The sequence below is a fragment of the Sphaerisporangium fuscum genome, assembly GCF_018531465.1.
GTDB lineage: Bacteria > Actinomycetota > Actinomycetes > Streptosporangiales > Streptosporangiaceae > Sphaerisporangium > Sphaerisporangium fuscum.
On record NZ_JAHDTF010000004.1, the window covers coordinates 194,114 to 206,857 of the forward strand.

Genomic DNA, 12,744 nt, shown 5'->3' on the forward strand with positions numbered 1-12,744 from the left:
CCCATGCGGCTGGGCACACTGGAGTGGGTGCCCGCGGGGGAGCGGCCCGACCTGCTCGCGGCCCCCGTCGCGCAGGCCGTCGCGGCCGTGGACGACGAGGTCGCCGTCGCGCCGATCGACCCCGCCCTGGCCGACACCGCCGCCTTCTGCGAGCGGTACGGCGTGGGCCTCGACGAGTCGGCGAACTGCGTGATCGTGGCGGCCAAGCGGGGCGGCGAGACGCGTTACGCCGCCGTCATGGTGCTCGCCACGATGCGCGCCGATGTCAACGGGGTGATCCGCCGGCACCTGGACGCCCGCAAGACGTCGTTCGCCCCCCAGCAGGAAGCCGTCGAGATGACCGGCATGGAGTACGGCGGCATCACGCCGCTGGGGCTGCCCGCGGACTGGCCCGTGCTGGTCGACGCCGAGGTCGCGCGGCGGCCGCTGCTGGTGATCGGCAGCGGCATCAGGGGCTCCAAGCTGGCGCTCGCCGGGGAGGCCCTCGCCCGCCTCAAGACCGCCGAGGTGCTGCCTCTCGCGCAGTGACCCGTTCGTGTCCTAACAGTTTCCATATACGGGAAACCGTTGGGCCGGGTTGGGCCGTTGTACTACCGGGAATGTGCCCTCATGGTTCTCTCATGGGCGGGGTTTAAGCCGGTATGGTGCTACGTGCCGTCAAAAACCGCGGGCGGGCGCCCGCGGAGCGCTCTCATCGCCACGTCGGGCTGAAAGGAGAGACCGGTAGCCGAACGGGGGAGGCCGGCTGCCGACCGGCCGGCAAAGGGGAACGCCGGCCGCGGTGGCGCGTGCTCCGGGCGGCGGGCCACGTCATCGATTGCCGTCCGGTCCTTTCCGGTACGGGCATTGCGCAAAGTAAGCGAAATGTGACAATTGGAGCAAGGCGCATTCCTCCGGACACCGATTCCGGGGCACCGCCGGAGATCAGATGAATCAGGACGACCGATTGGGCCCCTACCGGCTGCTCCGGCGGCTCGGTGAAGGCGGCATGGGCGTGGTCCATCTCGCGCTCGACCCCCAAGGCAGGCAGGTCGCCGTCAAGGTCCTGCGCGGCGAGGTCACGGGGGACGACGTCGCGCGCCGCCGGCTCGCGCGCGAGGTCGAGACCATGCGGCGGGTGCGCAGCAAGTACATCGCCGAGGTCGTCGACGCCGACGTCACCGGCAGCCGTCCCTACATCGTCACCCGCTACGTCGCCGGCATGCCGCTCGACGACACCGTCAAGCAGGACGGTCCCCTTCCCGTCGCCGCGCTGCTGCGCGTCGCGTACGGCGTCGCCGAGGCGCTCGCCGCCGTGCACGTCGCGGGCGTGATCCACCGCGACCTCAAGCCCGGCAACGTCCTGCTGCTCGACGGCGACCCCGTGCTCATCGACTTCGGCATCGCCCAGGCCGTCGACGCCACCAGGCTCACCCAGACCGGCATGTTCATCGGCACCCCCGGCTACCTCGCCCCGGAGATCATCGAGGGGCACGAGGCCGGGCCCGAGGTCGACGTGCACGCCTGGGCCGGCACGATGCTGTACGCCGCGACGGGCCTGCCGCCGTTCGGCAAGGGCACGCTCGAGATGGTCTTCTACAACATCACCGCAGGCCGGGCGAACGTCGACGCCGCCCCGTCGGTGATCCGGCCGCTGCTGCGGGCCGCCTTCCATCGCGACCCCTCCAAGCGCCCCACCGCCGTCGAGCTGGCCAGGCAGTTGTCCAGGCTCGTGCCGCCGCGCGGGGGCGTCCCCGGCCGGGTGCCGATCCCCGACGAGATCCTCACCGTGCCCGACCACACCGCCGAGCCTCCGGCGACCGGCACGTCCCTGCCCGTTCCCGGCGTCTCGCGGCCGCACACCTCTCCCTCCTCGCCGGCGCTCTCGACAGGGACCGCTGCCCCGGTTCCGGCGACCCATGCATCCCCGGCGCAGGCGGACGACGCCGAGCCGTACGGCACGCAGCCGGTGCGCCCGGGGGCCTCGCGCCCGCTCCCGTCGGTGCCCACGGCGGGTGCGCCCGCCGTCCCGGCGACCCCGGCGGCGCCGGCCGAGGAGTTCGTCTCGCTGCTCGGCGACGCGCCGCCGCCGCACCCGGCGGGCACCGAGGGCGACCCCTGGCCGACCGTCCGGGTCACCGGCGACGATCTGCGCAAGGCCGGCATGGCGCCCGCCGCCCCCGCGCAGCCGTGGAAGCCGGCCGAGCCGGTGCTCGACCAGGGCGAGGTGCCGACGCGCCGCGTGCGGTCCGAGGAGCTGAACGAGCTGTCCGGCCAGCGCCGCGCGCCCGTCGTCCCCGAAGTCAAGGCGGCGGCGCAGCCGCTGGCGACGGTGCCCGTCCCGCCTGAGGTGAAGGGCGGCTCCTCGCCGGTCCCTCACCAGGCGAAGGGGCCGTCCATCGTCCCCGAGGCGAAGCCGCCCCTGCGCACCACGCCGCTGCCCCCGGAACACCGGCAGGCGGCGCTGTACGAGCAGGCGCCGGACGGGTTCGCCACGCCGCACGTCCGGCGGGAGACGGACGGCGGGTACGTCCCGACCGTCCACCTGCCGCCCGAGGCGACGTCGGACTTCACACCGGCCGTCGTCCCGCCGCCCCCGGCCGGGCTGTACGCGGTGGCCGGCGTGCTCGCGCTGATCGTCGTCATCGGCGCCGCCGTCGCCGCCCCGCTGCTCGTGGCGCTGCTGGTCGTCCCGGCGGCCGTGCTGCTGCGCGCCGCCGACATCGCCCAGCGCGAGCTCAACGGCGGGCGGCCGGGGGGCGCCGCCGACGTGCTGCGCGTGCTCGGCCGTCCCGGCGCGCTGGTGAAGTCGATCGGCCTCACGGCGGCGCTGGTGCCGTACGCGCTGATCCTCGGTGTGCCGGTGAGCCTGGTGCTGATGTTCCTGGTCCGCACGGTGCATCCTGCATCGGCGCTGAGCTGGGGAGTCGCGGTCTCGTTGTGGATCATCTCGGCGGGTCCCGGGGTCGAGGGGCCCGGCCGCCAGATGAGCAGGATCTTCGCCTCGGCGTTCCCCTCGAAGAGCGCCGCCGCGGCGCTCACAGGCGTTCTCGGGCTGCTCGCCGCGGCGGCGGCCCTGTTCGCGGTGACCACGCTCGTCGCACCCGTAGGTGAGGCAGTCTGGATTCCGGTCGACATCGACCGGTGGATCGCATGGCTCCACGACCTTGGCCTACGGAGGACGGCAGGATGACGGGGGAGACGATGCCGGAGACTCTGGACAGACTCGGGCCTTACAAACTGCTGCGCCGGCTCGGCGAAGGCGGCATGGGCGTGGTCCACCTCGGCCTCGACCAGGAGTACCGGCAGGTCGCCGTCAAGGTGCTCCACCCGCACGTCGCGGCCGACCTCAAGGCCCGCGACCGCCTGACGCGCGAGGTCGAGACCATGCGCCGCGTGCGCAGCCCGCGCGTGGCCGAGGTGGTCGACGCCGAGCTCACCGGCGCCACGCCGTACATCGTGACGAGGTACGCCCCCGGCCGCACGCTGGAGGAGACCGTCCTGAGCGACGGCCCGCTGCCGGAGGGCGAGGTCATCCGCCTGGCGCGGGGCCTGTCGGAGGCGCTGGTCGCGATCCACGCGGCCGACGTCATCCACCGCGACCTCAAGCCGGCGAACGTCATGCTCGTCAACGGTGAGCCGCTGGTGATCGACTTCGGCATCGCGCACCTGGTGAACGCCACCAGGCTCACCCAGACCGGCATGTTCGTCGGCACCCCCGGCTACCTTGCCCCCGAGATCATCAGGGACGAGGAGATCACCCAGGCCGCCGACGTGCACGCCCTGGCCGCCACCGTCTTCTTCGGCGCGACCGGCAAGCCGCCGTTCGGCACGGGCTCTTTCGAGTCGGTGTGTTTCGCGATCATGGAGGGGCGCGCCAACATCGACCAGGCGCCGGTCTGGATGCGCGGCTGGCTGCGGGCGGCGTTCTCGGTCGACGCGGCCTCCCGGCCCGACGCCGTGCGGCTGCTGTCCATGGCCAAGCAGCTCGACCCGAGCGTGACCGCGCTGCGGGAGACGGCCATCGGTGACGGCCGCACGCGCAGGCTCGACAGCCCCGGCACGACCCACGTGATCGGCGGCGGCGCCCCGGACGCCACCCACGTGTTGAACGGCGGGGCGCCTGACGCGACACACGTGCTGAACGGCGGGGCCCCGGACGCCACACACGTGCTGAACGGCGGGGCGCCCGACTCCACCCACGTGATCGAGGGCGACCCCGCGCGCACCGACGACCTGCCGCCCACCAAGCGCACCAAGCCGGCCTCCGAGGACAGCTACTCCGACCTGCTGCCGCCCGTGCGGTACGCCGAGCCGGAGCGCCGCGTACGGGGCCGCGCCGAGGCGCCGCCGCCCGCGCACACGGGTCTGACGCCGGACCGGTACGCTTCACCGCCCGCGCACACGGGCCTGACGCCGGACCGGTACGCCTCACCGCCCGCGCACACGGGCTTCGCCCCGGACGGGTACGCCGCGCCGCCGCCCGCCGGCCACCAGCCCGCGGCGTACGCGCCTCCCCGGACGGAGACGCCGCCGCCGTACCCCGACCAGCGGGTCGCGGGGCCGCCCCCGCCGCCGTACGCCCAGCCGACCCGAGGCGGAGCCGCCGCCCCCGCCACCCAGGGCCGTCCGTACGCCCCCGAGCCGGCACGCGGGCCCGAGGAGCCCGAGCGTCCCCGCTACCGCGCGGGACATCCGGTGCTCGCGGCGGCGCTGCTGGTCGTGGCCGTCGCCGCGGCCCGCATGCTGCCGGTGCTGACGAGTGTGTTCATACTGGTCGCGGTGCTGTGCCTGCGGGTCGGCGAATACCTCTTCGGCGACCTCGCCGAGCGCCGCCAGCTCCGGGGCAGCAGCGCCAGCGACCCCCTGCTCGCCGTGCTCGGCACCCCGTGGGCGCTGATCAGGGCCGTGCTCGCCACGCTCGTGGCCACGCCGGTGGCGGTGATGTTCGCGCTGTGCGCCTGGGGGGCGCTGCACTGGCTCGGCGGCATGACCACCGACACGGCGGCCGCGTTCGCGGCGTCGGCGTTCGTCGGCGGGCTGTTCCTGCTGCCGGGCGGCAAGAAGCCCCGCAGGGCGGTGGCGCGCACCCTCACCGCGGTGATCCGCAGCCCGGGCGCCGGCATGGTCGCCACGATCATCGTCGGCACCCTGGCGTTCTTCGCCGTGGTCGCCGCCTGGTCGGCCGTGGCGTCGTGGATCCCCTGGCACCCGCCGTCCCAGGCCATCGACTCGCTCGGTCACCAGGCGCGCAGCAGCGCCACCGGCCTGATCGGCGGCCTCGTCAAGGACCTCATGAGCAACCTCGGCCTGGGTTTCCTCGCCTTCTGGAGCAGGTGATCACAAGCCGCCGTCGTTTCGGTGTGCGGGGAGCACGTCCGGGGCACCATGCAGTGGGCGGGCCGGAAGGAGACGCATGGGCAGCGTGCCGACAGCGGGTCAGCTCGGTCCGTACCGCCTGCTGTCGCGGCTGGGGGCCGGGGGGTTCGGCGAGGTTCACCTCGCGCTCGATCCCGATGGCCACACGGTCGCGGTCAAGGTGCTCCATCCGCACGTCGCGGCCGACGAGGCCGCCCTGGCGCGGCTGGCCCGCGAGGTCGAGACGATGCGCCGCGTGCGCGGCCCGCACGTCGCCGAGGTGCTCGACGCGTCCCTGACCGGCCCGAGGCCCTACCTCGTCACCCGATATGTGCAGGGCCGGTCGCTGGCGGCCGTCGTCTCGGCCGGCGGCCCGCTGCGGGGTGACGACCTCGCACGGCTGGCACGCGGGCTGGCCGAGGCGCTGGCCTCGATCCACGCCGCGGGCATCGTGCATCGCGACCTGAAGCCGGCGAACGTCATCCTCGCCGACGGCGAGCCGCACGTGATCGACTTCGGCATCGCCTACGCCCTCGACTCCGACTCGGTGACCGCCTCCGGCGCGATGCTCGGCACGCCCGGCTACCTCGCTCCCGAGGTGCTCCAGGGCGAGGAGACCACTCCGGCGGCCGACGTGTTCGCCTGGGCGGCCACGGTCGCCTACGCCGCGTCCGGGCGCCAGCCGTACGGCACCGGGCCGGCGCCCGCGGTGGCCTACCGCGTGGTGCACCACGAGCCCGACCTCGACGAGGTGCCGGCGTGGCTGGTCCCGCTGCTGATGGAGTGCCTGCGGAGGGGGCCCGAGGAGCGGCCGGCGGCGGAGGGGCTGTGCGAGCGGCTCGGGGCCGAGGTGCCGCCGATGGCGCCGGTGCCGCAGCAGCGGCGGCGGGTGGTCGACGACGCGCCGCCGACCGAGGAGTGGCGGCCCGGCAGGCGGGAGGCCACCCGCCAGGGCGACGCGCTGGCCCGGCAGCGCGACAAGGTGCGCAGGCGGTGGGTGGTCGGCACCGGCGTCGTCGCGGGCCTGGCCGCCGCCGCCGTACGGTCGTGGGTCCCCGAGATGTCGCTGCTGGTGCTCGCGGCCTACGGCGTCGGGGTGCTGGTCGACGCGGGGGTGGGGATCGTCGCCAAGGAGCGGGCGCGGGTGGTGTTCGACCTGGCCGGCGGGGCGGGTACGGTCGGCCTGTACGCCGCGCTCCTCGCGTTGTTCAGCCCGTTCACGCTGTTTCTGGCGCTGGCGACAGTATTGGTCGTGCTGGCGATGATCACTCTTTCGGGTTGACGCGGGCCGGGTGTGCTGATCGACCGGCTCTGGAATAAAGTTCGGTATGGTGGGAAACGGAAGGCTGTGCAGGCCGTACAGCTGCGGGTTTGCCACTAAGCTACTAGCAAGTAACATACTGCCGAGGGAAAGGGACGAGCTGCCGGCATGGAGATCGTCCCAGGGCACCCGACGTCACGACGCCCACGGGCGCATGACAGTCTGAAGGCCGCTCCCGGTGCCGGTCACCGGGGCGGCCCGAACGACGTGCGCGTACCCCGCGCGCACGTGCCGAGGAATCGGCGCCAGCCCAGCGATGCGGTGGCGCCTGTGAAACGGGAGGTCGGCCACCGGCCATGAACATCGTCGTCTGCGTGAAGCAGGTCCCCGACACGGCGACCGAGCGCAAGCTGAACCCCAAGGACAACACGCTCGACCGTGACGCGGCTGACGGCGTCATCAACGAGCTTGACGAATACGCCGTCGAAGAGGCCCTCAAGATCAAGGAAGCCCACGGCGGTGAGGTGACCGTCCTGACCATGGGGCCGGGCAAGGCCACCGACACCATCCGCAAGGCACTCGCCATGGGGGCCGACAAGGCCGTCCACCTGGTCGACGACGCCCTGCACGGCTCGGACGCCCTGTCCACCTCCTATGCCCTGGCGCAGGCCCTGAAGAAGATCGGGTTCGACCTGGTCATCCTCGGGTCGGAGTCGACCGACGCGCGCACCGGAGTGCTGGCCGCAATGCTGGCCGAGCGCCTCGGCACGCCGCAGCTCACGCTGGCCAACAAGGTCGACATCGACGGCTCCTCCATCAGCATCCAGCGGGTCACCGACTACGGGTTCGACAAGGTCGAGGGCACGCTGCCCGCCGTGGTCTCGGTCGTCGAGAAGATCAACGAGCCGCGCTACCCGTCCTTCAAGGGCATCATGGCCGCCAAGAAGAAGCCGGTGGAGACCCTCGGCGTCGCCGACGCCGAGATCGACGCCGCCCAGGTCGGCCTCGGCGGGGCCTGGAGCGAGGTCACGGAGTTCGCCTCCGCGCCGCCGCGCGCCGCCGGCACCATCGTCAAGGACGAGGGCGACGGCGGGGTCAAGACCGCCGACTTCCTCGCGTCGAAGAAGTTCATCTAAGGGGGACCCGATGGCTGAGATCCTGGTTCTCGTCGAGCACGTCGACGGTGAGGTCAAGAAGGTCACCCTGGAGCTGCTGACGCTCGCCCGCTCGCTGGGCTCCGCGTCCGCCGTGTGGGCCGGGCCCGGCTACTCCCCGGCGGCCAAGGACAAGCTGGCCGAGTACGGCGCCGACAAGATCTACGTCGCCGACTCCGCCGAGATCGCCGACTACGTCGTCGCGCCGAAGGCCGAGCTGCTCGCGCAGCTCGTCTCCTCCGCCTCCCCGGCGGCGGTCCTGGTGGCCGCCACCTCCGAGGGCAAGGAGGTCGCGGGCCGCCTGGCGATCAAGACCGACTCCGGTGTCATCACCGACGCCGTGGGCCTCGGCGAGGGCTTCGTCGCCGAGCAGTCGATCTTCGGTGGTGGCGTCAACGTCAAGGCCAAGGTCGGCAAGGGCACCCCGATCATCGCGGTCCGTCCCAACTCCACCGCTCCCGAGGCGTCCGCCGGGGCGGCGGCCGAGGAGCAGGTGACGGTCGCGCTGTCGGACGCCGCCAAGGCCGCCAAGGTCGTCGAGCGCGTCAAGCAGGAGAAGGGCGCCCGCCCCGAGCTCACCGAGGCCGCGATCGTGGTCTCCGGTGGCCGCGGCGTCGGCTCCGCCGACAACTTCTCCATCATCGAGCGGCTGGCCGACACGCTCGGCGCGGCCGTCGGCGCCTCCCGCGCGGCGACGGACGCCGGGTGGTACCCCCACCAGTTCCAGGTCGGGCAGACCGGCAAGACCGTCTCGCCGCAGCTGTACATCGCGGCGGGCATCTCCGGCGCGATCCAGCACCGGGCCGGCATGCAGACCGCCAAGACCATCGTCGCGATCAACAAGGACCCCGAGGCCCCCATCTTCGAACTCGCCGACTTCGGCATCGTGGGCGACCTCCACCAGATCGTCCCCCAGCTCGCCGACGAGATCGAGAAGCGCAAGTAGCCCTTCGTGAACGGCGCCGCACCCCGCCCGGCGGGGGCGGCGCCGTTCCGCGTTCCCTGGCCTGTCACGCCGCTTCCACTCGCGACTTCCCCGCTCGGTGCTTGAGCCGGGAAGTCGGAGGATGCTCACATCCGGAACAATCGTTGCTTCCCCGTTCGGCGCTTCGGACGGGAACCGGAGGATGTTCGTATCCGGGACAATCATCCGGTGAGTTCGGAACAGCCTGCGGCCGGGCACGGCAAGCGCGTCTCCTGGGTGGAGCTGTACTTCGACCTGGTCTTCGTCTTCGCGGTCAGCCAGGTCACGCACGTGATCGTCGCCGACCCGGGTGGGGACGCCGTCCTGTCCGCCTTCGGTCTCTTCATGATGCTGTGGTGGACCTGGATCGGCTTCGTGGTGCTCTACAACCGCCGCGGCGACGACCGGCGTACCACGCACCGCCTGGTCATCCTGGCCGGTACGGTGCCCTGCGTGGTCGCCGCCACCCAGGCCCACCACGTCTTCGAGGGGCACGCCGCCGGGTTCATCCTCGCGCTGGCCGGCGCGCGGCTCCTGCTCGCCACGGCGTACGCGGTCGCCGCGAGGCACGGGCATCGCAAGGCCGACTGGCGCAGCGCCGGGGGGTACGCCCTGTCCGTGGTCATCCTGGGGCTCGCCGGCGCCCTCCACGGCACCTCGGTCTACGTGCTGTGCGGCCTCGCGCTGGTGCAGGAGACCGCCTTGCTGCTGCTGGGCGAGCGCCGTGAGCAGATGCGCGCGTGGCGCCAGGCCCGTACCCAGAGGGCACAGGAGGGTACCGGCCGCCGCTCCCGGGAGGGTTCCGGCCATGGCTCCCACGAGGGGCACGGCCGCGGCTCCCAGGAGCGGCCCGGCCGGCGCGACCTGCTCCTCGCCCAGCTCAACGCGCCTCGCGACCAGGCGCACGCGGTCGACGCCGCCCATCTGGCCGAGCGCTTCGGCCTGTTCATGATCATCCTGCTGGGCGAGATCGTCATCTCGGTGGGGAGCGGGGCCCTGGAGCGCCCCGAGCAGGACCTGACGTACTGGCTGGGCCTCGGCGGCGGCCTGCTGCTGGCCGCCGCGCTGTGGTGGGTCTACTTCACCTCGGCCGCGGACATCAACGAGCGGCTCCTCATGGCGTCGGGCGGCAACCCGGCGCTGGCCCACACCCTGTACGCCGGCGGTCACATCATGCCCGCGTTCTCGCTCCTGGTCGTGGCGGCCGGGGTCGGCCTGTCCCTGCGCGGCGACGCGCCCACCGGGGCGTTGTGGCTGGTCACCGGCGGCCTCGCCGGCTACCTGGCCGGCACGCGAGTGCTGACGGCCATGCGCCGCAACTGGTACGCCGCGCCGGCGCGGGTCCTCACGCTGGGGGCGACGGCGAGCCTGGCGGGGCTGGGACACTTCCTCGTCGCCCCGGTCGTGGTCGCGGCCGCCGCCTGCTGGACGGCCGGGGTCGCGGTGTTCGTCACCGTGACCGGCCGCGACGTGCTCCGCCTGGCCGGCGAGGACCCGACCGCGTTCCTGCGAGGCTCCTGACCCCCGCCCCCAGGAAGTGCGCCACCTGTGAACCGAGGTGGGACGGGGCCGCGGGTACGTTCAGCGGGCGCGGGCCGTGGGGGCGAGGCCGTAGATGAGGACCGCGGCGACGACCAGGTGCATACCTGCGAGCGCGAGCATGCTGCCCGTGTCGGCGGCGCCCAGCGGGCCGGCCAGTGACAGGACGAGCACCACGACGGCCACGATCGTCCAGACGCGCCTGGGCCGTCTCACGAGCCGTTCCAGCACCGCGAGCAGTCCCCACGCCGCCAGCCCGGCGACCAGGCTCGCCGCGACCACCGCGGCCGGCCCGACCGGCTGCACGGCTTCGCCCAGCCTGGCGGCGAGGTCGATCCCGGCCACCGGCCCGGTCAGCCCCCACAGGGCGAGGGCCGCGACGACCGCCCCGGCGACGGTGATCGCCCGCCGTGCGCCGGTACGTCCGGATGCGGTGGGAACGGGGGTGCTTTGGCTGGGCATAACGTACTTCCCTTCGACGAGTGGGAAGATCAGTGTCGTGGTCGGGGACGGCCCGCGCATCAGGCGGACGGCCGTCGCGGCTCCGTCCTCGGTAGGGCCGAGCATCGACTTTGGTAGGTGTCGGCGCCGCCGGAGCCGGGGCTACCCTTGCCCGGTGCGTGACCGGACTGAGTGCGACACCGAGGCGGAGGCCACCCCCAGGGCCGCCGTCGCCGTCATGCTCATCGCGGTGGGCGCCCTCATCACGCTGACACTGTGGGGCCGGCTCGGCGAGCACCGCTCCGGGTTCCTGGTGGCGCTCGACGTCGTGTCCGGGGTGCTGGGGTGGGCCCTGTCGCCCGTCGTGCTGTGGCGTCCCGTCACCGGGACACTCCTGCTGAGTGTGCTGGCGGCGCTGTCGCCCGTGGCCAGCCCGCCGGCCACGGGAGGTGTGCTACAGGTCGCGCGCCGCCGGGACCTGCGCGTCGCCGTCCCGGTGGCCGCCGCGGGGGTCGTCGCGCACGCCGTGCAGGGGCTGTGGCAGCCCAACGGCGGCATCTCCTACGAGTGGTGGCTGGTGCTGATCGTCCTCGGGCACGGCGCTCTGGTCGCTGGAGGCGCGCTGGTCCGGGCGCAGCGCGCGCTCGTCGCGTCGCTGCGCGAGCGTGCCCGGCGCGCGGAGACCGAGCAAGGCCGCCGGGTCGCCGAGGCCCGCATGCTCGAACGCACCCGCATCGCCCGCGAGATGCACGACGTGCTGGCCCACCGGCTCTCCCTGCTGGCCACCTACGCGGGCGCGCTGGAGTACCGTCCCGACTCCCCACCCGAGCAACTCTCCCGTGCCGCCGGGGTGGTCCGCGCCGGGGTGCACCAGGCGCTCGACGAGCTCCGCGAGGTGATCAGCCTGCTGCGCGAGGACGACGCCGCCGATGACGGGGCGCCGCAGCCGGTGCTCGCCGACGTCCCCCGGCTGGTGGAGGAGTCGCGTGACGCCGGTGTCCAGGTGGCGTTGCGCGATGAGGTGGCCGATCCGGGCGGGCTGCCCGCCGCCGCAGGCCGTACCGCCTATCGGGTCGTGCAGGAGGCGCTGACCAACGCCCGCAAGCACGCCGCGGGCCGCCCGGTCCGGGTGGTGCTGGAGGGACGGCCGGGCGACGGGCTCGTGATCGAGGTCCGCAACCCGCTGCCGGAGCCCGGAGCCGCCGCCCCGATCACACCGGGCACCGGCACCGGCCTCGTCGGGCTGACCGAGCGGGTGCAGCTCGCGGGCGGGCGGCTCGACCACGAGGCGACGGCGGGGGAGTTCCGCCTGCGCGCGTCGTTACCATGGCCGGCGTGACCCGCCCCCTGCGCCTGCTCGTCGTGGACGACGACGCCCTCGTCCGCGCCGGGCTGTCGATGATGCTCGACGGCATCCACGGCATCACCGTCGTGGGAGAGGCCGCGGACGGCGACCAGGTGCCCGCCGCCGTCGACGCGCACGCCCCCGACGTCGTGCTCATGGACCTGCGGATGCCCCGCGTCGACGGCGTCACCGCCACCCGCAGGCTCCGGAGCCGGCCCCACCCGCCCGAGGTCATCGTGCTGACGACCTTCGACGCCGACGAGAATATCCTGGACGCGCTGCGCGCCGGCGCGAGCGGCTTCCTGCTCAAGGACACCCCGCCGCCGCGGATCGTGGAGGCGGTCCGTCAGGTGGCCGCCGGGGAGCCCATCCTGTCGCCGCGGATCACCCGCCGCCTCATGGACCGCGCGGTCTTCCAGGCCGACGCCTACCAGCGGGCCCGTACGGCGCTGGCCGCCCTCAGCCCGCGCGAGCACGCCGTGGCCCTCGCCGTGGCGCGCGGTCGCACCAACGCCGAGATCGCGGCGGAGCTTTTCATGAGCGTGGCCACGGTCAAGGCCCACGTCTCCCACATCCTGACCAAGCTCGGCCTCGACAACCGCACCCAGATCGCCCTTCTCACCCACGACGCCGGCCTCACCTGACGGTCACTCACCTCCTGGAGACCGCCGCGCCGTGGTCGGCGACCGAGCTGCTGCGGCCT

Annotated in this window: 10 protein-coding genes; 9 read left to right on the forward strand and 1 reads right to left on the reverse strand. The window is 73.6% G+C overall.

Annotated elements, in window-relative coordinates; all coding sequences use genetic code 11:
• Positions 1–3 precede the first annotated feature (3 nt).
• From KIK05_RS05905 to KIK05_RS05935, 7 genes are all read left to right on the forward strand, one after another.
• The gene (locus tag KIK05_RS05905) at positions 4–528 is read left to right on the forward strand and encodes a YbaK/EbsC family protein (protein WP_214409524.1); all 525 of its coding nucleotides are present in this window, start codon (positions 4–6) and stop codon (positions 526–528) included.
• Between the two features lie 400 nt (positions 529–928).
• Positions 929–3,172, forward strand: coding sequence for a serine/threonine-protein kinase (locus tag KIK05_RS05910; protein WP_214409525.1), 2,244 nt, complete (start codon positions 929–931; stop codon positions 3,170–3,172).
• A complete protein-coding gene (locus KIK05_RS05915; protein ID WP_214409526.1) occupies positions 3,169–5,319 on the forward strand; it encodes a serine/threonine-protein kinase in 2,151 nt (716 codons plus the stop codon). The genes KIK05_RS05910 and KIK05_RS05915 overlap by 4 nt, the downstream gene beginning before the upstream one ends.
• Before the next feature lie 76 nt (positions 5,320–5,395).
• A complete protein-coding gene (locus KIK05_RS05920; RefSeq protein WP_214409527.1) occupies positions 5,396–6,619 on the forward strand; it encodes a serine/threonine-protein kinase in 1,224 nt (407 codons plus the stop codon).
• 335 nt (positions 6,620–6,954) lie between these two features.
• Positions 6,955–7,734: an electron transfer flavoprotein subunit beta/FixA family protein gene (locus KIK05_RS05925; RefSeq protein WP_214409528.1), complete on the forward strand. Its 780-nt coding sequence runs from the start codon at positions 6,955–6,957 to the stop codon at positions 7,732–7,734.
• A gap of 10 nt (positions 7,735–7,744) precedes the next feature.
• Positions 7,745–8,698: an electron transfer flavoprotein subunit alpha/FixB family protein gene (locus tag KIK05_RS05930; RefSeq protein ID WP_214409529.1), complete on the forward strand. Its 954-nt coding sequence runs from the start codon at positions 7,745–7,747 to the stop codon at positions 8,696–8,698.
• 207 nt (positions 8,699–8,905) lie between these two features.
• Positions 8,906–10,237 carry a low temperature requirement protein A gene (locus KIK05_RS05935; protein WP_214409530.1) on the forward strand — a complete coding sequence of 444 codons (1,332 nt, stop codon included), beginning with the start codon at positions 8,906–8,908 and terminating at the stop codon, positions 10,235–10,237.
• Positions 10,238–10,297: 60 nt separating this feature from the next.
• On the opposite strand, the gene KIK05_RS05940 is transcribed toward KIK05_RS05935, so the two are convergent.
• On the reverse strand, positions 10,298–10,717 hold the full coding sequence (locus KIK05_RS05940; protein WP_214409531.1) for a DUF6069 family protein: 420 nt from the start codon (positions 10,715–10,717) through the stop codon (positions 10,298–10,300).
• 154 nt (positions 10,718–10,871) lie between these two features.
• Here KIK05_RS05940 and KIK05_RS48750 point away from each other — a divergent pair, with 154 nt between their 5' ends.
• A complete protein-coding gene (locus KIK05_RS48750) occupies positions 10,872–12,035 on the forward strand; it encodes a sensor histidine kinase (RefSeq protein WP_308249770.1) in 1,164 nt (387 codons plus the stop codon).
• Entirely contained in the window at positions 12,023–12,685 is a 663-nt protein-coding gene (locus tag KIK05_RS05950) for a response regulator transcription factor (protein ID WP_214409532.1), read from the forward strand. Before KIK05_RS48750 ends, KIK05_RS05950 begins: the two co-directional genes overlap by 13 nt.
• Positions 12,686–12,744 lie beyond the last annotated feature (59 nt).

Coding starts and splice junctions, on each gene's coding strand:
- KIK05_RS05905 (WP_214409524.1), top strand. CDS start 4: ATGCGGCTGGGCACACTGGAGTGGGTGCCCGCGGGGGAGCGGCCCGAC.
- KIK05_RS05910 (WP_214409525.1), top strand. CDS start 929: ATGAATCAGGACGACCGATTGGGCCCCTACCGGCTGCTCCGGCGGCTC.
- KIK05_RS05915 (WP_214409526.1), top strand. CDS start 3,169: ATGACGGGGGAGACGATGCCGGAGACTCTGGACAGACTCGGGCCTTAC.
- KIK05_RS05920 (WP_214409527.1), top strand. CDS start 5,396: ATGGGCAGCGTGCCGACAGCGGGTCAGCTCGGTCCGTACCGCCTGCTG.
- KIK05_RS05925 (WP_214409528.1), top strand. CDS start 6,955: ATGAACATCGTCGTCTGCGTGAAGCAGGTCCCCGACACGGCGACCGAG.
- KIK05_RS05930 (WP_214409529.1), top strand. CDS start 7,745: ATGGCTGAGATCCTGGTTCTCGTCGAGCACGTCGACGGTGAGGTCAAG.
- KIK05_RS05940 (WP_214409531.1), bottom strand. CDS start 10,717: ATGCCCAGCCAAAGCACCCCCGTTCCCACCGCATCCGGACGTACCGGC.
- KIK05_RS05950 (WP_214409532.1), top strand. CDS start 12,023: ATGGCCGGCGTGACCCGCCCCCTGCGCCTGCTCGTCGTGGACGACGAC.